Genomic DNA, 22,074 nt, shown 5'->3' on the forward strand with positions numbered 1-22,074 from the left:
CCCGACAGCTCGCCCCATGATGACTTCACGGCCTGACATCCTGCCGCAAGGCACGACCGACGACGCCGGCGCTGCCTCTGGCGGGGCTTCTGGCGGGCCTTCTCGAGGGGCCATGCTGACGGAGCGGTTCCTCCGCGCTCTCTACCACGACCTCTACGGTCGCGCTCCGCTTCGGTCCGAGCGCCAGGGCTGGCTCGGGAAGCCGCTCGTGGATCTCGTCGAGGCCGCACTCGTCGATGAGGCGTCCTGGCGCTACTGGCTCGACGTCCAGCTCTACTACTTCATGCTGATCGATCGCTTCGAGCCGGTCGGTACGAGCCTCGACGAGCTACCAGAGCGGCTTGCGTCGCGGCGCATCAGCCCGCGCGACGCCCTGCATCGAATCGCCCTCACGCCGAGCTTCGAGCTGCGCAATCCCGGAGCGGACACGTTCGTCACGGTGATCATGGAGCAGTTCTGCGGCATCGAGGTGCAGCGCTCGACCCGAGAGCTGGAGATCGGCAAGTCCGCCTACGACGGCGGCACCGGAACGTTCCTCGGGTCGAAGGCTTCGAGTCAGTCGGACGTCATCCAGATCGCCGTGACGCACCGCGACGCGGCGCGGCATTTCGTGTCCCGTGAGTACGAGCGGCTGTTTCGAACGAGGTGCGATCGCAAGCAGGCCGCCCGGTGGGGGAAAGAGATCCAGAAGAGCCCGAACGAGATGTTCGCGCTGTATCGCGCGTGGTTTGCCTCGCCGGAGTACGCGGAGCGCGTCGAGCGCGGTGCCCCGCTCTCCAATCAGGTCTGGGTTCGTTCGGTCTACGTCGACCTCGGCGATGTGATCGCGCCCGACGAGGAGGTCGAGGCCCTGCGAGGGGCGCTCGATAGCCTCGGGGACCCCGTGCCGCTGCGCTCGCTGATCGTGCGCATGCTGCTCGACGCGGAGGGAACCCGATCGCCCCGCGGTCCCGAGATCGGCGAGCCCGGACCGTGGATCGACGCGACGTTCGACCGGCTCCTGGGACGTCAGCCCACGGACATGGAGCGCACCCAGTTTCTCAAGGTGTGCGAGGACGGCCCGGACGGGCCGGAACTCGTGCTCTACACTCTCTTGACCTCGCCGGAGTATCAGATCGCATGAAAGCCCCCGATTCGAACTCCCGCGGCCGAGCGCTGCCGCTCTCGCGCCGCAATCTGCTGCGCGCGGGCGCAGCCGGTTCCATGATCGGCCTCCTGGGCGCGGATGGACGCGCCCTCGCTTCTGGCTTCGAGCCCTTCGGCGCGCGTTCGCCGCTCCGGCCCGACGGCAAGACGAAGCACGTCGTCCTCATCATCATGTCGGGCGGCGTGCGCAGCCGCGAGACCTTCGGCTCGCCGGAGCAGATCCCGAACCTCGTGAAGCTGGCGGACGAGGGCGTGCTCTTCACGCGACTCCGGACCGCGAACCTCGGCCACTTCGGCGCGTCCATGTCGATCGTCACGGGGATCTCCGAGGCGCGCGGCATCCGCGACAACGCGCCTGGCCCCGATCCGACGATCTTCGAATACGTGCGCAAGGACCTCGGGCTCTCGGCGCAAGAGGTCTGGGTGGCGACGGCGGGAGGTGCTCAGCAGGTCAACTATGCGCACGGCATGCACCCCGAGTACGGCGCGCGCTACGGCGCGACGACGCTCGACGGCGACGGCGTGTTCAACGAGGAGTTCAAGGCGCTGGTCAAGCGCTTCGGTGCGCCGCGTCCCCTGGGCGAGGTGCCCGCCGAGAAGGTCGCCGGCCTCCGGAAGGCGCTGCGCGGCGGCAAGCCCGCGACCGCCGAGGCCGAGTCCCGCGCGCGCGTCGAGCGCTACATCCTCGATGAACTCGGCGGCAGTACGTCGGAGCTCCGCGGTGCCGGAGCCGGGGACGCGAAGGCCCTGCGCCTCGCACGCAATCTGCTGTCGGTCTTCCGCCCGCGCCTCATCGGCGTGGTGCTCCAGGACGCCGACATCGCGCACGGGTCGTTCAACGGCTACACGGAAGTCGTCCGTCGCAACGACGCCGCGATCGGCGAACTCGTCGCGGCGATCCGCGGAGACGCCGAGCTGCGCGACTCGACCGCGGTCTTCGTGCTGCCCGAGTTCGGTCGGGACTCGGACCTGAACACGCGTCGCGGGCTCGACCACGGCGACGGCTCCGATGACCTTCGCTTCGTGCACGGCGTCGCCTGGGGGCCGGACTTCCGCCGCAACGTGGTGATCAAGGACGACCGCCAGACGATCGACTTCACGCCGACGATCGCCCAGGTGTTCGGGGCGAAGGCGCGGCTGGCGAAGGGCAACGTGCTCCGTGAGATCTTTGCCTGACAGAGCGGTTGGGCGCTGGTTCCCTCGCCGGCTGTTTCGGCGGGCCTCCCGCTGGTACGGGGTGTTCGTCGCGCTCTTGGCGATCTCCCTTCTGGGAGGCGCGCTCGCGCCCTCCGTGGCGCGATCTCCGGTCGCGTCGGCGCCCGAGCCCCATGCGGGCCTCCGCGACGAGGGCTGCCTCTCCTGCCACCAGGGCATCGAGGAGATGCATCCCGGCTTTCCGCTCTCCTGCACCGACTGCCACGGCGGTCAGCCGGACGAGCGCGCCAAGGGGCGAGCCCACGTCGCTCCCTCGGCGGTGCGTCAGGCAGACGAGCGCGTGGCTCCGCTGGACCGCGATCTGGCGCACGTGCGCTTCGTGAACCCGATGGATCTGCGCATCGCGGAGAAGGTGTGCGGCGACTGCCACGGCGAACTCGTCCAGCATCTGATGCTCTCGCTCCATGGCACCACGGCGGGCCACCTCTCCGACGGCTTCTTCGAGACCGGGCTGCAGGAGGGCCGCGACAGCCGCTACTCCGTTTTCCCCGTGCGCGCGGATCGCGACGTGGAAGGCAATACGGTCACGTCGCTGAATCAGCCGCCGGAGATCGACAGCCGAAGCGATCAGAAGACGCTCGAGGCGCACTTCCCGGATCTCATCCGCAAGGAGTGCATGCAGTGTCACCTCTACAGCCAGGGGCGCGCCGTGCGCGGGCGCGTCGGCTTCGACGGCGAGTATCGGGGTACGGGCTGCGCGGCGTGCCACGTCCCGTACGCGACGAACGGGCTTTCGGACAGCGGCGACGCGGCGGCCCGGCGGAACGAACCCGGGCACCCCTCGCGCCACTCGCTGGTGGCAGCGCCGCCGACCGAGACGTGTACGTCCTGCCACTACGGCGACGCCTCGATCGGGCTGCACTTCCGCGGACTGTCCCAGCTGCCGCCAGGCGCGGCGGGTGGTCCCGAGATCGACGGCACCACGGACAGCCTGCTCCATCGCTCGTTCTTCATCGACGACCCCGCGATGACGCCGCCCGACGTGCATCACGCGTCCGGGCTGCACTGCGTCGATTGCCACACCCTGAACGGCGTGATGGGGGACGGGCGGCTGCTCTCGAAGATGGAGGAGGCGACCGAGATCTCCTGCGAGGCCTGTCACGGCACGTTCACCGAGCGTTCGAATCTGAAGACCGATCGCGGCACGCCGCTCTCCCATCTGTTCCTGCGCGACGAAGAGGTCTGGATGCGCAGCAAGGTGACGGGCGCCGAGCACCGCATCAAGCAAGCGGTGGACGTCGTGACGGCGGGAACCAGCGACTACAGCGAGAAGGCGGCGCGGGCGATGACCGGTGCCCACGGGAACGTGGCGTGCTACACGTGCCACGCCGGATGGAACGTGAACTTCCTCGGGTTCCACTTCTATCGGAACGAAGCGCTGACGCAGATGGATCTGCTGACCGGGGAGCGAACGCCGGGGCGGGTGACGACCCAGGAGAAGGTCTTCACCACCTGGAAGAGCTTCTACGCCGGGCTCGACGAGAAGGGGCGTATCGCGCCCTACCTGACGGGATTCTCGACGATGGGCACGGTCGACAACGCCGACGGAGAGCGCATCCTCGACCAGGTGCTGCCGGTGACCGAGAACGGTCTGTCCGGTCTGACCATGATCCACCATCAGCTGCATTCGACGCGGCCCACCGCGCGCGAATGCATCGAATGCCATCGCGCGTCGGAGACGTGGGGGCTGGGTTCGTCCAACTTCCGGCTGGGTCGGCAGATGGCGTACGTGGCGGACCGCCGTGGAATCGAGGCTCTGGCTTTCGATCGTGAGAACCCGCAGAACTCGGTGCCGCTCTCCAAGGTGGTGCAGCCGGATGTCGTGGACCTGGAGCTCGATTGCGATCCGCTCCAGGGCCACGGTCGCTATCTCTACGCGGCGGAGAACGAGCGCGGAGTCCACGTGCTCGACGTAAGAGACCCCCGTGAGATCCGGCGGGTGGGCTTCCACATGACGGTCGACCCGCGCGGGATGGATCTGTCGGGCGAGCACCTCTACGTGGCGGACGGAGTGGGCGGCCTCAAGATCTTCCACGTCGCGGACCCCGAGAGCCCGAAGCTCATCGGCTCGACGCCGACGATCGATGCGTTCGACGTGGAGGTGCGCTGGCCCTACGCGTACGTGGCCGACGGGCCAGGTGGACTCCTCGTGATCGACATTCGCTATCCCGTGGCGCCCAAGGTCGTGGGCGGGCTCGGGATCGGCCAGTTCTCGTCGTCCGGCGCCGACGGCCGAGGGCTCGTGGATCTCGACGTGCTCTTCCAGTACAGCCGGCCCACGGTCGACAAGAGGGGCCAGCCGAGCGACGAGCGAACGCCTGCGCGCAGGCTCGTCGCCGTTTGCGACGACGAGGCCGGACCGATCCTGATCGACGCGACCGAGCCACAGTACCTGAAGGTGATCGGTTCCAAGAACCGTCGCGCGGGAGCCGCGGAACGGCGCGAAGAGGGCCATCGATACGCGGGCCTCGCGCTGCGGACCCACGTGGACGTCGCCGCTCCCCAGGGCGGCGCGAAGACAGCGGAACGGGACGTCCTCTACTTCGCGGACGTGCGGACCGCGCGCGACGGCACGGAGCGAACGTCCCTGCGCCTCGTCGACGTGAGCGACCCCGAGCGTCAGGTTCAGCTGTCGGCCGTTCCGATGGGAGAGTCGTGCGAATCGGTGTCGTTCGGAAGCTGGTACAACGCGCCGTTCCTCCGGCCGCTCGCCTTCACGGCGGGCACGACCGGCCTCAGGATGGCGGACCTTTCGAACTCGCAGGAGGTCGTCGAACTCGGATCCGTCGCCGGGATCGATCGGGCGGCAGCGTTCGTCGCCGAGGAGTTCCCCCTCGATGCGATGGTCGACGAGGATCGCGGGCCGCTCAAGGACGTGAGTCATCCGGAGTCTCGCTGGCTGCAACGGAGCGAGATCGACCGGGCACTTTCCGTGAAGGGGGAGGCCCTCGGCACGATCGGTCTCTACGCCCAGGAATCGATCGCGGCGGCCTCGTCGGCGCGCGCGCTGTTCGCGCGGGCGGATCGGGATCGGAGCGGGCTTCTGACCGGCGGGGAGCTGAAGCTCGTGGGGGGCGCCGGAGCCGACGAGGACGGAGACGGCCGCGTGACGCTGTTCGAGCTGGCGAAGCTGAACGAACCGATCGGAGGGACGATCGCCGCGTCGCCGATGTCCGGCATGGCCGCGGAGCCGGAGTCCGAGGCCGAGAGGCGCAGGAACGATCCTCGCACCGGGCTCGACGGCGACCTGACGAAACTCCTCGACCGCATCGATCCCTTCGCGTTCGAGCGGAAGAAGGACGGCAAGCTCGATGCCAAGGAGTTCAAGGCGGCCTACTTCGGAGCGTTGGACCTGTCGGGGGACGGGCGGCTTTCGATTCACGAGATTTCGCGCCAGCCGGGTCCGCTTCGGAACCTGCGCTTCGGCGACGAACTCGGGGCACGGTCGCTGGCGAAGGTCGACGACTCGGGTGGCGGGACGATCAGTCTGCGTGAGTTCAACGTGGGCGACGACGTCTGGGCGGCGCTCGATCGCAACGGCGACGGGTTCGTTCAGCTCGATCCGCGCCGGATGGAGGAGCGAAGCGGCCGGGGCATGGAGCCGCCGGAGCAGGAGTGGCCGACGCGCAGGCGGTACGGCTACCTTCCCGCGACACCGCGCACCACGCGGGACGTCCTGCTGGAGACGTTCGACGGGAACGGCGATGGGGTGTTGTCCAAACGCGAGCTGACGAAGCGGCCGGATCTGTTCACCGCCGCGGACACCGACCGGAGCACCCTTCTGGAGGACGATGAACTCGGCCGGATCGAGACGATCGTGCTGACCAGGGGCCTCGACGTGATGGCGGATGACTTCCTGGGACGGTGGGACCTGGACGGAAGTGGGACGGTCGATCGGGGTGAGCTGCCTCCGGTGGCCTGGACCCTTCTGTCCAACCGCTGAGCGGCCCCTTCGCCCCGTCCTGTTCCACTGGATGTCCAGGGGGAAATTCGTCCGCACAGGGTCCAGGATCATGGCGCAGCCGAATTCCCGGCCGTACTGACCTCTCATGGGGGCGCCCAAGGGGGCCTTCTGCTATTCTCTTACGCCATTTCACCCCTCGGATGACCTACTCCAGCCAGCCCTCATCGCCGCCAGAAGAGCCCTCGGCGCACGCCAGCCGTGTTGGGGCCATTGTGCCCGATGCGAAGGGCGGAAAAGGCCGTCGGGAGCCCAAGCCCCCCTGGCTGAAGGTCCCGCTGCCCGGCGGCGAGGGCTACAAGAAGCTCAAGGGCCTCACCAAGGAGCTCAATCTCCACACGGTTTGCGAGGAAGCGCGCTGCCCGAACATCGGCGAGTGCTGGAAGGGCGACCACGCCACCATGACGATCATGGTCCTGGGGGACGAGTGCACCCGGCGCTGCCGCTTCTGCGCCGTCAAGACCGTCGATCGCGCCAAGGCGCCCGATCCGAACGAGCCCGAACACGTGGGCCGCGCCGTCGGCGAGATGGCTCTCGACTACCTCGTGATCACCAGCGTCGACCGCGACGATCTGGCCGATGGGGGATCGAAGCACTACGCGGACTGCGTCCGCTCGATCCGCGAGCACTCGGCGAAGACCCTCGTCGAGGTGCTGATCCCCGACTACACCGGCGAGAACCTCGAGACGCTGATGGCCTCTCGGCCCGACGTGCTCGCCCACAACGTCGAGGTCGTGCCGCGGCTCCAGCGCAAGATCCGCGACCCGCGGTGCAGCTACGAGCGCTCGCTCGACGTCCTTCGCCAGGGCAAGGCCTACGCCGAGGCGAACGGCTTCGAGATCTTCACGAAGTCGTCCCTGATGGTAGGCCTCGGCGAGACCCAGGAGGAACTGTTCGAAGCGATCGGCCTCCTTCGGGACGCGGGCGTCGACTTCCTGACGCTGGGCCAGTACCTGCGCCCGACCCCCAATCACGCTCCGGTGCGCGACTACGTGACGCCCGAGCGCTTCCGCGAACTGGAGATCGAGGCGCGCGCCCTCGGCTTCCTCTACGTCGCATCCGGCCCCCTCGTTCGCTCCAGCTACAAGGCTGGCGAGTACTTCGCGACGCGCCTCATCCGAGGCAGGCGCGCGTCGAACCCGTCGCCGAGCCTGAAGGAAGGAACCACCGCATCATGACCGACATGCTCACCGTGATCAGCTCCACCGGGGCGACCAAGAAAGGGTACGACGCCGGGCTCTCCGACGAGGAGCTGCTGCACTGCTATCGCACGATGCTGCTCGTCCGCTCGTTCGACGAGATCTGCCTCAAGCTCCAGCGCTCCGGCCGCATCGGGTTCTCGATTCCGAACCTCGGCATCGAAGCGACCCAGGTGGGCGCCGCCAGCGCGCTCCGGAAGACCGACTGGATCTTCCCGAGCTACCGGGACTTCGGCATGGCGCTCTACCACGGCATCCCTGCCCTGGAGATGATGCACAACATGTTCGGCAACGCCGAAGATGCGGCGAAGGGCCGGCAGATGCCCGTTCACTTCTCCTTCGTGGATCCGATCCACTTCTACAGCATCAGCTCGCCGATCGGCACGCACCTGCCTCACGCGGTGGGGGCGGCCTACGCCAGCCAGCTGCGCCAGGAGGACACCGTTCACCTCGTGAGCTTCGGAGACGGCGGCACCTCCAGCTGCGGCTTCCACAGCGGCATGAACTTCGCCGCGGTGTGGAAGGCCCCGGTGGTCTTCCTCTGCCAGAACAACGGCTACGCGATCTCCTGTCCGTCGGACGAGCAGACCGCCAGCGACGGGTACGCGATCAAGGCCGAGGCCTACGGCATGCCGCACCAGACCGTCGACGGCAACGACCTCCTGGCGGTCCGCCAGGCCGTCCTCGACGCGTCGGAGCGCGCGCGCAAGGGAGAGGGGCCGACGCTCATCGAAGCGGTGACCTTCCGCATGGGCGGGCACTCGACCTCCGACGATCCCACGAAGTACGTGCCCAAGGAGATCGTCGACAAGTGGAAGAAGAAGGACCCGGTCGAGCGGTTCCGCAAGTTCCTCGAGAAGCGCAAGCTCTGGACCCAGAAGCTCGAGGACCAGATGCGCAAGGAGACGCTGGCCGAGGTCGACGCGGCGGCCAAGGCCGCCCAGAAGGTCGCGAAGCCCGGTCTGGAAACGATCTTCAGCGACGTGTACGCCGAGGTTCCCGCCCACATCCGCCAGCAGGGCGAGTTCCTGTTCGACCTTTCCAAGCGTCGCGGCGAAGCCGATGCCGGTGACGGCGAATTCCCCCTCTGATCCGCTTGGCCGAGCGCCCGAACACCCACACAATCCCATGGCAAACCTCACACTCATCCAGGCGGTCAACGACGGTCTCAAGACCGCGATGCGCGCGGACGAATCCGTCGTCATGTTCGGCGAGGACGTCGGACCCAAGGGCGGCGTCTTCCTCGCGACGGAGGGCCTGACCGCCGAGTTCGGCAAGGGGCGCTGCTTCGACACGCCGCTCTCCGAGGACGGCATCATCGGTACCGCGATCGGCATGGCCATGAACGGCCTGCGCCCCGTCGCGGAGATCCAGTTCCAGGACTTCATCTTCCCGGCGTTCGACCAGATCGTCAGCGAGGCGGCCAAGCTCCGCTATCGCTCCGGCGGCCAGTACACCGCGCCGATGGTGATCCGTACGCCCTACGGCGGCGGCATCCGCGGCGGTCTTTACCACAGCCAGTCGGGCGAGGCGTACTTCGCCCACACCGCTGGCCTCAAGGTCGTGATCCCGTCCACGCCGCACGATGCGAAAGGGCTTCTGCTCGCGTCGATCCAGGATCCGGATCCGGTGCTCTTCATGGAGCCCAAGGCGCTGTATCGCTCGGTGAAGGGCGAGGTGCCGGAAGGGGAGTACACCGTCGACCTTTCGACGCTCCGCACGGTTCGCGAGGGCCGCGACGTCACGGTCTACTGCTATGGCGCGATGGTGCCGGTGGTGGAAAAGGCAGCCGCGCAGGCCAAGGAGCAGCGCGGCATCGACTGCCTCATCATCGACCTCCGCACGCTTCTGCCCCTCGACGAAGAGGGCGTCATCGAAGCGGCCAAGCAGACCGGCCGGGTGGTCGTCGTGCACGAGGCGCCGCGCTTCTGCGGGTACGGCGCCGAGATCAGCGCCATGATCGCCGAGCGCTGCATCGAGTACATGGAGGCGCCCGTCAAGCGCGTCACCGGCTTCGATACCCCGTTCCCGAACACCCTGGAACACCACTACCTTCCCGACGAACGCCGGGTGCTGGACGCGATCGAAGCCGTCTACGACTTCTGATCGCCCCTTCTGATCGCGCCCCCGTCACTGAGCACACGTTTCCAAAAGCACACCCCATCCCATGATCGAGTTCAAACTGCCTGATATCGGCGAAGGCATCGCCGAAGGCGAGATCGTCCAGTGGCTTGTCGAAGAGGGCGCCTCCGTCGACGAGCACCAGCCCGTCGTCGAAGTGATGACGGACAAGGCCACCGTCGAGGTCCCCGCGCCCGCGGCGGGCGTCGTGACGAAGCTCCTCGCCGCCGAGGGCGACACCGTGCCCGTGGGCAACGTGATCTTCCACCTCGACGAAGGCGGTTCCGGTTCGGCTTCGGTCGAGTCGACGAGCGCCCCTGCGAACTCGGGTGAAGGCGGTGGGACCGGCGGAGCCGTTTCCCCCTCGGCCGCGCCCCAGGCGACCCCTGCCGGCGGTGGTTCCGGCGGCGGCGGTGAGATGATCAAGTTCAAGCTCCCCGATATCGGCGAGGGCATCGCCGAGGGCGAGATCGTTCAGTGGCTCGTCGAGGCCGGCGCGGTGGTCGAAGAGCACCAGCCCGTCGTCGAGGTCATGACGGACAAGGCCACGGTCGAGGTCCCCGCGCCCGCGGCGGGCACGATCGTCGAGCTCCTGGCCGAGGCCGGCGCGACCGTTCCGGTCGGCGACGTGATCTTCCATCTGCAGACGGGCGCGTCCTCCGGTGGGGGGAGCGCTCCCGCGCCGTCGGCGCCCGCGGCTTCCAACGGTAGCCCGGCTCCTGCACCGAGCGCCCCCGCAGGCGGCGGCCAGCCCGCGCGCGTGAGCCACGCGGACGGCAAGGTCCTCGCTGTTCCCAGCGCGCGCCGCGTCGCCCGTGAACTCGGCGTCGATCTGATGAACGTGAGCGGCTCGGGCCGCGGCGGCGTTGTCCGCCGCGCCGACGTCGAGGCGTTCTCGAAGTCTGGCGGCGGGTCGACCCAGCCTGCACAGTCCGCGCCCGCAGCTGCGACCTCGGGCGCCGTCTCGGCTCCGCCCCAGCCGATCAGCGCGCCGCCCGCCCCGGCAGCCGCCGCTGGCCGGGCCTCGGCTCCTGCCGAGCCGATCCCGGTCATGTCCGAGGAGAAGCGCACGCCGTACCGCGGTATCCGCCGCAAGATCGGCGAGGCGATGACGCGCTCCAAGCACACGGCGGCACACTTCACCGTGGTCGAGGAGATCGACGTCACCGAGCTGGTCGCGACGCGCGAGCGCGCGAAGGCGCTCGGCAAGCAGCACGGCGTCAACGTGACCTACATGCCCTTCATCATGAAGGCAGTGGCGAACGGCCTGACCCGCTTCCGCTCGCTGAACGGCCATCTCGACGAGACGGCCGGCGAGATCATCCTGCCCGCCGAGGTCAACATCGGCATCGCGACCGACACGCCGAACGGCCTCGTGGTTCCGGTGATCCGCAACGTCGAGCGCAAGGGCATGCTGCACCTCGCGGCCGAGCTGACGGACCTCGCCCAGCGCACGCGCGACGGCAAGGTGATGCCGGACGAGCTTCGCGGCTCGACGTTCACGATCACGAACGCGGGCAACATCGGCGGAACGCTGGCGACTCCGGTCATCAACTTCCCCGACATCGCCATCCTTGGCGTGCACCGCATCGTCAAGCGTCCGGGCGTCATCGAGACCCCGGAAGGCGACGAGATCGCGATCCGTCAGTACATGAACCTCTCCTGCAGCGTCGATCACCGTCTCGCCGACGGCGCCGACGCGGCCCGCTTCCTCGCCTGGATGCGGACCCTGCTCGAGAACCCCGGACTGCTGACGCTCTGATTCCGTGACAGCCTCCCTCCAGATCCTGAGCCCGGCCGGCGAACTCGTCGGCGAGGTGCCGAAGCACTCCGACGAAGAGCTCCTCGCTCTCCTCGTGCACATGCTGCGCATCCGCTGCCTCGACGGCCGGATGCTCAAGCTACAGCGCGCGGGACGCGTGGGCTTCGTCGGCACGGCGACGGGTCTGGAAGGAACGCTGGTGGGCGCGGCGGCTCCGCTCCGTCCCACGGACTGGCTCTGGTCGGGGCTCCGTGAGGGCGGGGCCGCCGTCATGCGGGGCCTGCCGCTCGCCGAGTACGTGGCGCAGATGTACTGCAACGCCAACGACACGGCGAAGGGCAGGCAGATGTGCAATCACTTCCAGCACAAGGGCACCAACTACCCGAGCTGGTCGAGCGTGATCGGCACGCAGATCACGCACGGCGTGGGCGCGGCCTACGCCTCGAAGCAGCGCGGCGACGACGTGGTCCATGTGATCCACTTCGGCGATGGCGCGACGAGCTCCGGTGGGTTCCACTCCGGCCTCAACTTCGCGGCCGTGTGGAAGGTCCCCGCGGTCTTCGTCTGCACCGACAACGGCTGGGCGATCTCGGTCCCCTCCTCCGAGCAGACGGCGGCCAAGTCCTTCGCCGAGAAGGCCAAGGCCTACGGCATGCCGGGTGTCCAGGTCGACGGCAACGACGTGCTCGCCTGTGAGTCCGCCGTCGGTGAGGCGATGGAGCGCGCGCGCGCGGGCGAGGGCCCGACGCTCGTGGTGCTACGGACCTACCGCATGCTCGGCCACTCCAGCTCCGACGACCCGACGAAGTACCGCTCGGACGAAGAGGTCGAGTCCTGGGCCCAGCGCGATCCGATCGAGCGCTTCGAGCGCTACCTGATCGAGCGCGGCGTGCTGCACGAAGGTCGCCGCGCGGAGATCGAGAAGGACCTCCTGAAGGAGATCGACGCCGTCATTCACGAGCAGGAAGCCGCGCCGCCCATGGCGCTCAAGACGCTGGTCGAGGACGTGTACGCCGACGTGCCCTTCCACCTGCGCCTGCAGTACAACGAGTTCATCGCCATCGCCGAGAAGCTGGGTCACGCCCAGCCGGGCGACGGCGCCTTTCCCCTGTAATACTCCCCGATCCCTTTCGGGAACAGCCTCCGGGGCATCGTGCCCTGGACACGGACAAGTCCATGTCATCCAAACGAAAAGTTGTCGTCATCGGCGCAGGCCCGGCCGGATACGTCTGCGGGATTCGCCTCGCCCAGCTCGGGAACGACGTCACCGTCGTCGAGAAGCAGTACTGGGGCGGCACCTGCCTCAACGTCGGCTGCATCCCGTCCAAGGCGCTCATCGCGGCCGGTTCGCTCCTCGACAAGATCCGCCACGCAGACGCGATGGGCATCACGACGAAGGGAGTCGATCTCGACATCCACAAGCTCGTGGAGTGGAAGCAGGGCGTCGTCGGCAAGCTCACGAGCGGCGTCTCCGGTCTCTTGAAGCAGAACGGTGCCAAGGTGGTGAACGGCGCAGCCAAGATCGTGGACAAGAACACGGTCAAGGTCTCGGGCGGTTCGGACGGTGATGTGACGCTCCAGTGCGACGACATCGTCATCGCCACGGGCTCCGAGGTCATCAATATCCCCGGCTTCACCTGCGACGAGAAGGACGTCTGGTCCTCGACCGGCGCGCTCTCACCCACGGAGATCCCGGGTCACCTGCTCGTGATCGGCGGCGGCTACATCGGCCTCGAACTCGGGATGATGTACCGCAAGCTGGGCTCCGAGGTCACGATCCTCGAGGGCACGCCCGGCGCGCTGCCGGGTCAGGAGCGCGACTGCGTCAAGGTCATCGAGCGCTCGATGAAGAAGATGGGCATCAAGCTCATCACCGAGACCTTCGCCCAGGGCTGGGAAGCCAAGGGCAAGAAGAAGATCGTGACGGCCAAGACGAAGAAGGGCGAGGAGAAGATCGAGTGCGATCAGATCCTGTCCACCGTCGGCCGCAAGCCCTACAGCGCCGACCTCGGGCTCGAGAACGTCGGCCTCACGGTGACGAAGCAGGGCTTCCTGGAAGTCGATAAGCAGATGCGCACCAAGGTGCCGAACATCTACGCGGTCGGCGATATCGCGGGTCAGCCGATGCTGGCGCACAAGGGCTCCCACGAGGGCCTCGTCGCGGCCGCGGTGATCTCCGGCAAGAACGAGGAGTACGACGCCCGCTGCGTCCCCGCCGTCATCTTCACGAGCCCCGAGATGTCCTCGGTGGGCCTCACGGAAGAGCAGTGCAAGGAGAAGGGCCTCAACTACAAGACGGGCCAGTTCCCGTTCGCGGCGTCTGGCCGCGCCATGTCGCTGATGGAGACGGACGGCTTCGTCAAGATCATCGGTGACGCGGAGACTGACGAGGTCCTCGGCGTCCACATGGTCGGCCCGGAGGTCACGGAACTGATCGCGGAGGCCGCGCTCGCCATCGAGATGGGAGCGACCGTCGAGGACATCGCGCGGACGATCCACGCGCACCCGACGCTGCCCGAGGCGATGATGGAAGCCGCCGAGGCGGTCCACGGAATGGTCGTGCACATCTACCAGAAGCCGAAGAAGTAAGTCCGGCCCATGACAGAATCCGAGGCTGACGGCGCGCCGCTCGAGATCCTGGATCTCGGGCGGCGCTCGTATGAGGACGTCTACCGGCTCCAAGGGGAGCGCCTGGCGGCGCGCATTCGCGGCGCGGTGCCCGACGGCGTCTTCCTGGTAGAGCACGACCCCGTCGTGACGCGTGGGCGCCGTTCCGCCGAGGGGGACGCCGCGGCGGTGCCCTTCCCCGTGGTCACGATCGAGCGCGGGGGCGAGGCGACGTTCCACGGCCCGGGGCAGATCGTGGCGTATCCGATCCTTCTTCTCCCCGAGGGGCGCCGGGACCTGCATCGGTACCTTCGCGACCTGGAGGACGTCGTGATCCAGGCGCTCGCCGCGCTCGGGATCGAAGGGCGAAGAGAAAAAGGCCTCACCGGTGTCTGGATCGGAGACAAGAAAGTCTGCTCGATCGGCGTGGCGGTTCGGCGCTGGGTGACGTGGCACGGGCTGGCGCTCAACGTCACGACCGACATGGATTCGTTTCGCTCGTTCGCGCCCTGTGGACTGTCCGCAGACGTCATGACGAGGGTCATGGACCATTTTCCAGGTGGTCCAGAGGGCAAGGGCCCGTCCGGGGACCTCATGGCCCAGGTGAAGCTGGCGCTCGGCGAGGCGCTTCAGCGGGTGTTCGGGTAGTGGTAAACGTGCGCGGTACACGGAAAGGTTTTCCGGACAGGTCGACCGAATCGGGTTTCTCCCACAGGTAGACAAAAGCCTGGCGTGCCGATCAGTCGATGAGTCGGACAGAGTCCTCCTGAGACCGGCGCCCCGAGGGCGTGTACGCCATGCAATCAAAGCCAACCAGTATCGTCTCCTTCAGCAAGCTTCACCGGAACGAGCATGGGGGAGACCCGGTGATCGACCGCGACGTCTTTTCCATCCTGGAAGAGCTCGCGGACGAGGATGATCCGGACCTCGTGGCGGAGATCGTCGAACTGTTCCTGGTCGACTCAGCCGAACGCATGGCCCAGGTGGCGGACGCCGACGCGAAGTCGGACGCCGATGCGATCCGCGGTGCAGCCCACGCGCTGAAGTCGTCGAGCGCCAACATCGGCGCGCTGCGCTTCTCACAGGCGTGCGCTTCCCTGGAGGCTGCGGCGCGCGGGGACGACCTCGATGGCCTGCCCGAGCTGGTCTGTGCGGCGCTCGAGATGTACGAAGACGTACGCGGGGCTTTTGTCCGCGCCTCCGATGAGTCCGCCTGAGCCCCAGCCTGAACCCCAGATATGAGTTCTATCCCCACAGAATTCGAGGAGCTCAAGAACAGCGGTGAGCTGCCGTCGCCCACGGGCGTCGGGATGAAGATCCTCGAAATCACCCGGACCGACGACTACAGCGCGGAGGACATGGGCGATGCGATCATGTCCGACCCGTCGTTGACGGGCCGGATTCTTCGCCTGGCGAACAGCGCCGATCGCGCCGGGCACGAGGCGGTGACGACCGTGTCCGGAGCCATCATGCGCCTTGGAGGCAGCGTCGTACGGGACCTCGCGCTGGCCTTCTCGCTCATCTCCGAGCGCGAAGCGGGCGCCTGCAGGCCGTTCGACTACGAGCGCTACTGGTCGCTCTCCCTCGGCCGCGCCGTGGCCGCCCAGGAGCTGAGCCGCCACTTCGGGCTCTTCAAGCCGGAAGAGGCCTACATCTGTGGACTCCTTGGCGAGATCGGCATGCTCGCGCTCGCGTCGGTACACGCCGAGCGCTACGGCAAGATCCTGCTCTCGAACCAGGGCAAGACCCTGCGGGCGCTTCGTGAGGCCGAGTTCGCTGAGTTCGAGATCGATCACGCGACCGTGAGCAAGTGCATGCTGGCTGAGTGGGGTCTGCCGCAGCTCTTCGTGGAAGCGGTGAATCAATTCAATTCGCAGCGCGCGTTCACTCCGACCGAAGAGCCGATCGCGACACTGGCCGATCTGCTGCGTCTCGCGGATGCGATTGGAAGTGCGATCTTGCTCGGGGAAACCACGCCTCCGCGCCGGATCACCGAGATCGGTGATCAGCTGGAGATCCTCAGGGACGTGCTGAAGGTGGACGATTCCGGGCTCCAGGGCTTCTGTGATCAGGTGGCCAAGGAATGGCAGCAGTGGGGCGAGAGCCTCGACATCGAGACGACCGAGATTCGCTTCAGTCAGGTCCTGGCGGCCATCGCCCACGGCCGAGACATGGCCCGGGCCGAGGAGAACAAGGCTCGGCAGCAGGCCGGTCCCGAAGTGGAGCCAGCGGCCGTGGCGGCCAAGGTGCCGGTCGTCAAGCTTCCGCCGCTGGGCGCGACCCTCGGAGACGAGCGCATCCGCATTCTGGCCGTCGATGACGACCCCGTCTCGCTTCGCTTGCTAGTCCGTCACCTCCGCGCCGAGCGCTTCGAGGTCTCGATGGCACGGGGGGGGAAGGAGGCGCTCAAGCGGGCGCTCCAGGAGAAGCCAGCGCTGCTCATCGTCGACCACGAGATGCCGGACCTCAACGGTCTGGAGGTCGTGCGTGCGCTTCGTCGCTCCAGCGTCGGCGCGTCGATGTATATCCTGTTGCTGACCGGCAGCCACACCAACGAGCTGCTCGTCGAGGCCTTCGATGCCGGCGTGGACGACTTCGTCACGAAGCCCTTCCTCGCGACCGCGCTCTCGGCGCGCATCAAGGCGGGCGTCCGCATCGCGAAGCTCCAGGCCAAGGTCGAGCGCGACCGGAAGACGATCCTGGAGCAGCTGGCCGACAAGAACGCGCTGAACCGCAAGCTCCGGACCGCGTCACTCACGGACCCGCTGACCGGCCTGCCGAACCGTCGCCACGCGATGAATCGGGTCGACGTCGAATGGAAAGCGACGGAGCGGAACGGCATCCCGTTCTGCGTCATCATGCTGGACATCGACAAGTTCAAGGCGGTCAACGACAACTTCGGGCACGACGTGGGGGACGAGGTCCTTCAGGCCACCGCCCAGGCGGTCAAGAGCGCCCTGCGCGGCGAGGACGAGGTCTGCCGACTCGGCGGAGAGGAGTTCCTCGTGATCTGCCGCGGCGCGTTCGAGAAGGACGGCGCGATCGTGGCCGAGCGAATCCGCCAGGCCGTGGAGAACAACGTGGTGAAGTCCCCGGGGTTCGATCGCGCGGTGACCGTGAGCCTCGGCGTCGCCGGGACCCACGAAGGCGTTCCCAGTCTCATGGCGCTCCTCAAGGCGTCCGACGAGGCGGTGTATCAAGCCAAGAATGAGGGGCGGAATTGCGTTCGGGTCGCAGGTGCACCCTTGCCGACACCCGAAGAAGCAGAGAAGTACCGGCGTTCCGCCTGACGTCTCTTCCGCGGAGGCTCTGGCCACGTCCCGGTCCTCACCTCCTCCAAAGGTCACCCCCCATTCATGCACCGCAAGTTCGATGAACTCCGGCTCACCGGATCCCTGCCGTCCCCTTCGACGGCGGGTCTGCGGATCTTGGAGCTCACCAAGGACGACGACTACGATCACGAAGAGCTGATCCGGACCCTGCTGGCGGATCCGGCGCTCTCGGGGCGGATCATCAAGATCGCCAACGCGGCCAACAAGGACGGGCTCCCGAACGTCAAGACCGTCGGCCAGGCCACGATGCGACTGGGGCGCCGGGCGATCCGCTCGGTGGCGCTCGGGTTCACGCTCGTCGCGGACAATCGCCGGGGCGAGGCCAAGCACTTCGACTACAAGGACTACTGGGCCAACGCGCTCGCCACCGCGGTGACCGTGCACGTGCTGGCCCAGGTCACGCGCCACGTCGACCCCGCTTCGGCCTTCACCTGCGCGCTCCTGGCGGACGTGGGCAAGCTCGCCTTTGCGAGCATCCACCCCGAGCGCTACTCGGACCTCCTGCGCGACAACCCGGGGATCCCGGACCTCGCGCTCGCGCGCCTCGAGTCACGCGCCTTCGGCATCGATCACTTCGAGGTCTCGGCGGCGATCATGGCCAGCTGGGGTCTGCCGCGCGAGTTCCAGGAAGTCGCGCTGCTCCGCGCCCAGGAACAGGACATCGGCACGCCCGAGATCGGCGGCGACGAGGACGTGGACGACGACGGCAAGAAGACGCTGCTCACGCTCGTCCGCTCGGGGCGTCAGATCGCGCGGGTCCTGACGGGCTGCTGGGAGCCGGACGACGCGCGCTGGCGCGGCGGCTTTCTGTCGCTCTCCCACCTGTGCGAGGACCTCGACATGGAGTACGACGCGCTCCTGTCGCTCTGCGACGCGGTCGTGCCCAGCTGGAAGGAGTGGGGCTCCATCATCGGGATTACCACCTTCAACGCGGGGTCGTTCCAGGACGTGGCCAACGAGTTCGAGCGCCGCGGCCTGCGCTCGGCGATGCTCACGGCGCCCGCCGACATGCGGCGTCCGCACGTGCCCGAGGAGAAGGAGTCCGGTCTCTTCCAGGCCGAGCTCGATCTTCCGCTGCATCCGCTCGATCGGCCCGGCGTGGACGACGGAGAGCCGACCCGCATCCTGCTCGTCGACGACGACTCCCAGATGCTGCGGCTCATCGGTCACCACCTGCGCCGGGAAGGCTACGAGGTCCTCACCGCGGAGACGAGCGCCCAGGGCCTCGCGATCGCGCTGGAGCATACGCCTCAGATCCTCATCACCGACTGGATGATGCCCGAGATGAGCGGCATCGAGCTTTGCGCCACGCTGCGCCGGAGCCAGGTCGGCATGAAGATGTACGTCATCCTCGTGACGGCGCGCGGCGACGACGAGCAGATCGTCGAGGCGTTCGATGCGGGCGCGGACGACTACATCGTGAAGCCCTTCAACCCGCGCATTCTGATCGCGCGCGTGCGCGCGGCCCAGCGGATGATCCAGCTCCGCGAGCGGGTCGAGGACTCGGAGCGCTCGCGCCTGCGCCAGGTCGCCGAGCTCGGCATCATGACGAGGAAGCTGCGCGCGGCGGCTCTGACGGATACGCTGACGGAGCTTCCGAACCGCCGCTACGCGATGAAGCGCCTCAAGCAGGAGTGGGAGACCGCGCGCCGCACGAACCGCCCGCTCTCGGTGATCCTCTGCGACATCGACCGCTTCAAGAGCGTCAACGACGACTACGGCCACGACGTGGGCGACATCGTGCTCCGCGAGGTCGCGCACACGCTGCAAGCCCATGGTCGCGCGTCCGACGTGCTCTGCCGCCTCGGCGGTGAGGAGTTCCTGGTGATCAACGTGGCGACGGACGTCGACACGTCGGAGAAGGCCGCGGAGCGCCTGCGCAGCGCGATCGAGCGCCACGTGATCCGCCACAGCGGATTCGACCGCGCCGTGACGCTGAGCCTTGGCGTGGCGCAGATGTCCCCCGACATGGAGAGCGTCGACGATCTGATCAAGGCGTCCGACGAAGCGCTCTACGTCGCGAAAGAGTCCGGTCGAAACCGCGTTTGCGTCTCCGGCCAGGCGGAGATCCAGATCGGCGACGATCAGGATCCCCAACGCTTCAGCGCCTAAAGCGGTTTTCACGCCACGCTGATTCGCGGCACAGGGCTCCGGGCAACATTGCACGTCGCCATGAGCCAACAAGAATCACCGAAAGAGAAACTCGTCGACCTCCTGAAGTCCTTTGACGAAGCGATGCTCGTCACGCGCGCCAGCGACGGTGAGCTTCGCTCACGCCCCATGCGGATCGTCGCCACCAAGCCGTCGGGCGAGATGGTCTTCGTGACCGGACTCGACCAGGTGAAGGTGGACGAGATCCTCGCGGAGCCCCAGGTGAACGTCGCCTGCCATGACGGCAAGCGAAGCGTTTCCGTTTCCGCCAAGGCCACCGTCTCCAACGACCGCGAGCGCATCGGTCTGTACCACGACAAGTCGTGGGACCTCTGGTTCCCGGAGGGCGTGAACGATCCGAACATCGCGCTGATCGACGTTCATCCGTCCACGGCGGAGTACTGGGACGGGAGTGGCCTCAACCGCCTGAAGTTCGCAGCGGCCGCAGCTGGCGCGCTGATGCGCGGAGAGGCGATGGACCCGGACAGCACGGAGCACGGCACGGTCAAAATGAAGTAGCGCTCCAGAGGGGTCCATACCAGGCAGTCCCTCCGTCTCCTTGAACGAAGCGAAGGTACACGTACGCGTGTGCCTTCGCTTCGTTCTCGGGGATCAGGACGGCCACGTCGCGGGCGGAAGAAGCGGCGGAGAGCTGCTCGAGGGGCAGGCTCCGCAGACCGGCCCCCGGCGGACCGAGGACGAGATCCGCCTTGACGAACGGCGCGGTGCCTGCCGCTTCGATCCGCGTGCCACCACTGGCAGCGCGCTCGCGAACGGCGATGCGAGGGCCGCTGGTGGCGTACGTCCGGCGTGCGCGCAGCGCTTCGTACACGGCGCCGCCCGACAGCTCGCTCGCGCGGATCGCGGCGAGGCCGCCCGTACCGACCAGCTCGCCTCGTTGGGTATTCGCAGGGCGCCAGCCGTAGCCCGGCGAGAGATGGGGTAGCCCCGGGTGACCGTCGTGGGAGTCGCCGGATCCGATGAAGCCGAGGCGGTAGCCGCGCTCCAGCTGGTCGCGGACGAACTGCCCGGGTCGGCTGCCCGCGACCACGTGCGGCGCGTCCCTGGCCTCGCTCGAGCCATGCACGGAGACGACCTCGGTCACGGGCTCCAGCTCGGGATCCGGTGGGAAGGTCCAGTTCACAGGAATGGGGTTGCCCGAGCTGTGGTGGGCGATGGTCAGGGCCTGCTGGCCGCGCAGCGCGTCCCATAGCTTCGTCGGGGTGTCGTGGCTCGGTTGGCCCTCGCGCGAGATCGACGACAGAACCTCACCGCTGCCATCGAAGTACAGCACGTGACGGTGGCCGTGGATCCAGCTCGTCCACTCGTAGCCGAGGATCGAAACGAAGCGGCCGGGCTCGTGGAACTCCCCGTTCAGCGATTCGATGCGTTTCCACCACTCGGGCCGAGCGTCGAGGAACGCCACGCCGAAGTGGTCGTGGTCGGTCAGCGCGATCACGTCGAGTCGAGCGACATCGCGCGCGTAGCGGAAGTAGTCCTCGACGGCGCCCGTGCCGTCGGAGAGCCCCGAGTGTCCGTGGAGGTCGGCCCAGAAGATCAGCGGCGCGGAGGCGTCCACCCAACTTGGATTGGCCTCGGCTTCGACGGCCGTTTCGTCCGGCAGCGCGACCGTCGCGGTCAGGCGAACCGATCCGGGCCGCGCCTCGCCGACCCTGACCTCGAAGTCCGCGGATCCGCTCGCCCCGATTTCGACGGACTCCGGGCCGCTCCAGTCGACCGGGTATCCGGAGATCGCGGCGCCCGTGATCCAAGGCTCGCCAGAATCGAGCTTCGGAGCGGCGTTCGCCCATTCGTCGAGCAGGCTGACGGAGTAGCGCGCGGTTTCGCCAGGGCGGACGATCGAGGGCCCGAGCAGCACGGCGCGCGCGGGCTCTCTCGCTTCCACGTCCACGGAAGGAGACGACTCGACGAGCGCGCGCACGCCGTCGCCGTCGCTGTCGACGGCGAGCCACAGGCGGGCGCCGCGGCCCGCGTAGCGATCGGCTCGCGCGCCCGCGGGGCCCGCGCCGTAGTCGAGGGTCACGGTATCGCCGGGCTCGAGCGCGGCGCCTTCCACGGTGACGAGGAACATCCCGGCTTCGGCGCCCCCGTAGGTCGCCGTGCGGAAGGTCGCGTCTCCCTGCGCCTTCGACGTGACCTCCGTGTAGCCGGGGAACTCGCGGCGCTCCGCCTGGGGCGTCGACCAGCCCCAGAACGGCTCGGGCATCAGCGTGATGACGCCGCCGGGCTCGATCCCGCGCTCGCCGACGGTGTACTCGATCGTCCAGCGGCCAGCCCCGCCCGCCACGACGCGCTCAGGCGCAGCGGTCACGCGCGCGGATCCGCCGCCGTCGCCGGGATGCCGCTTCGCCGCGAGGTCGGCCTCGAAGTCGCGCACCTGGTCCCTTCTCGCGGTGAGGGGCGCGAGGTCGGGGGCGGCGGAGCTCCGGCCGGCAACGTCGTCGGAAGCTGCCCCGGGGCGGGTGTCCTTGCCGTCGCAGGCCGCCAGGCACGCCCAGAGCGTCATGAGTGCGTAGAAGCGGCTTCCCCGGCCTTTCCGTCCTTCGTCCATTCCCTCAG

The 22,074-nt window shown here is 67.9% G+C and carries 15 protein-coding genes; 14 read left to right on the forward strand and 1 reads right to left on the reverse strand.

Features of this window, described 5'->3' with window-relative positions; all coding sequences use genetic code 11:
* Positions 1–16: 16 nt before the first annotated feature.
* From Poly30_RS07670 to Poly30_RS07735, 14 genes are all read left to right on the forward strand, one after another.
* Positions 17–1,123, forward strand: coding sequence for a hypothetical protein (locus Poly30_RS07670; RefSeq protein WP_145195929.1), 1,107 nt, complete (start codon positions 17–19; stop codon positions 1,121–1,123).
* Positions 1,120–2,322, forward strand: a complete 1,203-nt coding sequence (locus Poly30_RS07675; RefSeq protein ID WP_145195931.1) for a DUF1501 domain-containing protein — start codon at positions 1,120–1,122, stop codon at positions 2,320–2,322. Before Poly30_RS07670 ends, Poly30_RS07675 begins: the two co-directional genes overlap by 4 nt.
* A gap of 76 nt (positions 2,323–2,398) precedes the next feature.
* On the forward strand, positions 2,399–6,304 hold the full coding sequence (locus tag Poly30_RS07680) for a hypothetical protein (RefSeq protein ID WP_145195933.1): 3,906 nt from the start codon (positions 2,399–2,401) through the stop codon (positions 6,302–6,304).
* 161 nt (positions 6,305–6,465) lie between these two features.
* The gene (gene lipA / locus Poly30_RS07685; protein ID WP_145195935.1) at positions 6,466–7,500 is read left to right on the forward strand and encodes a lipoyl synthase; all 1,035 of its coding nucleotides are present in this window, start codon (positions 6,466–6,468) and stop codon (positions 7,498–7,500) included.
* Complete coding sequence (locus tag Poly30_RS07690) at positions 7,497–8,612, forward strand: thiamine pyrophosphate-dependent dehydrogenase E1 component subunit alpha (RefSeq protein ID WP_145195937.1); 1,116 nt, start codon at positions 7,497–7,499, stop codon at positions 8,610–8,612. Before lipA ends, Poly30_RS07690 begins: the two co-directional genes overlap by 4 nt.
* 37 nt (positions 8,613–8,649) lie before the next feature.
* Entirely contained in the window at positions 8,650–9,627 is a 978-nt protein-coding gene (locus Poly30_RS07695; protein WP_145195939.1) for an alpha-ketoacid dehydrogenase subunit beta, read from the forward strand.
* Between the two features lie 61 nt (positions 9,628–9,688).
* Positions 9,689–11,404: a 2-oxo acid dehydrogenase subunit E2 gene (locus Poly30_RS07700; RefSeq protein ID WP_145195941.1), complete on the forward strand. Its 1,716-nt coding sequence runs from the start codon at positions 9,689–9,691 to the stop codon at positions 11,402–11,404.
* A gap of 4 nt (positions 11,405–11,408) precedes the next feature.
* Complete coding sequence (locus Poly30_RS07705; RefSeq protein WP_419191097.1) at positions 11,409–12,518, forward strand: thiamine pyrophosphate-dependent dehydrogenase E1 component subunit alpha; 1,110 nt, start codon at positions 11,409–11,411, stop codon at positions 12,516–12,518.
* 62 nt (positions 12,519–12,580) lie between these two features.
* Positions 12,581–13,993: a dihydrolipoyl dehydrogenase gene (gene lpdA, locus Poly30_RS07710; RefSeq protein WP_145195944.1), complete on the forward strand. Its 1,413-nt coding sequence runs from the start codon at positions 12,581–12,583 to the stop codon at positions 13,991–13,993.
* A 9-nt stretch (positions 13,994–14,002) separates the two neighbouring features.
* Positions 14,003–14,659, forward strand: a complete 657-nt coding sequence (lipB, locus tag Poly30_RS07715) for a lipoyl(octanoyl) transferase LipB (protein WP_145195946.1) — start codon at positions 14,003–14,005, stop codon at positions 14,657–14,659.
* A gap of 149 nt (positions 14,660–14,808) precedes the next feature.
* The gene (locus tag Poly30_RS07720) at positions 14,809–15,228 is read left to right on the forward strand and encodes an Hpt domain-containing protein (RefSeq protein WP_145195948.1); all 420 of its coding nucleotides are present in this window, start codon (positions 14,809–14,811) and stop codon (positions 15,226–15,228) included.
* Positions 15,229–15,249: 21 nt separating this feature from the next.
* Complete coding sequence (locus Poly30_RS07725; protein ID WP_145195950.1) at positions 15,250–17,301, forward strand: GGDEF domain-containing response regulator; 2,052 nt, start codon at positions 15,250–15,252, stop codon at positions 17,299–17,301.
* A gap of 66 nt (positions 17,302–17,367) precedes the next feature.
* Entirely contained in the window at positions 17,368–19,455 is a 2,088-nt protein-coding gene (locus tag Poly30_RS07730) for a diguanylate cyclase (protein WP_145195952.1), read from the forward strand.
* A 60-nt stretch (positions 19,456–19,515) separates the two neighbouring features.
* Entirely contained in the window at positions 19,516–20,013 is a 498-nt protein-coding gene (locus Poly30_RS07735) for a pyridoxamine 5'-phosphate oxidase family protein (protein ID WP_145195954.1), read from the forward strand.
* Here the strand turns inward: Poly30_RS07735 and Poly30_RS07740 are convergent.
* Positions 20,000–22,066, reverse strand: a complete 2,067-nt coding sequence (locus tag Poly30_RS07740) for a DUF3604 domain-containing protein (RefSeq protein WP_145195956.1) — start codon at positions 22,064–22,066, stop codon at positions 20,000–20,002. The genes Poly30_RS07735 and Poly30_RS07740 overlap by 14 nt on opposite strands.
* Positions 22,067–22,074 lie beyond the last annotated feature (8 nt).

The sequence above is a fragment of the Saltatorellus ferox genome, from assembly GCA_007751475.1.
Classification (GTDB): domain Bacteria; phylum Planctomycetota; class UBA1135; order UBA1135.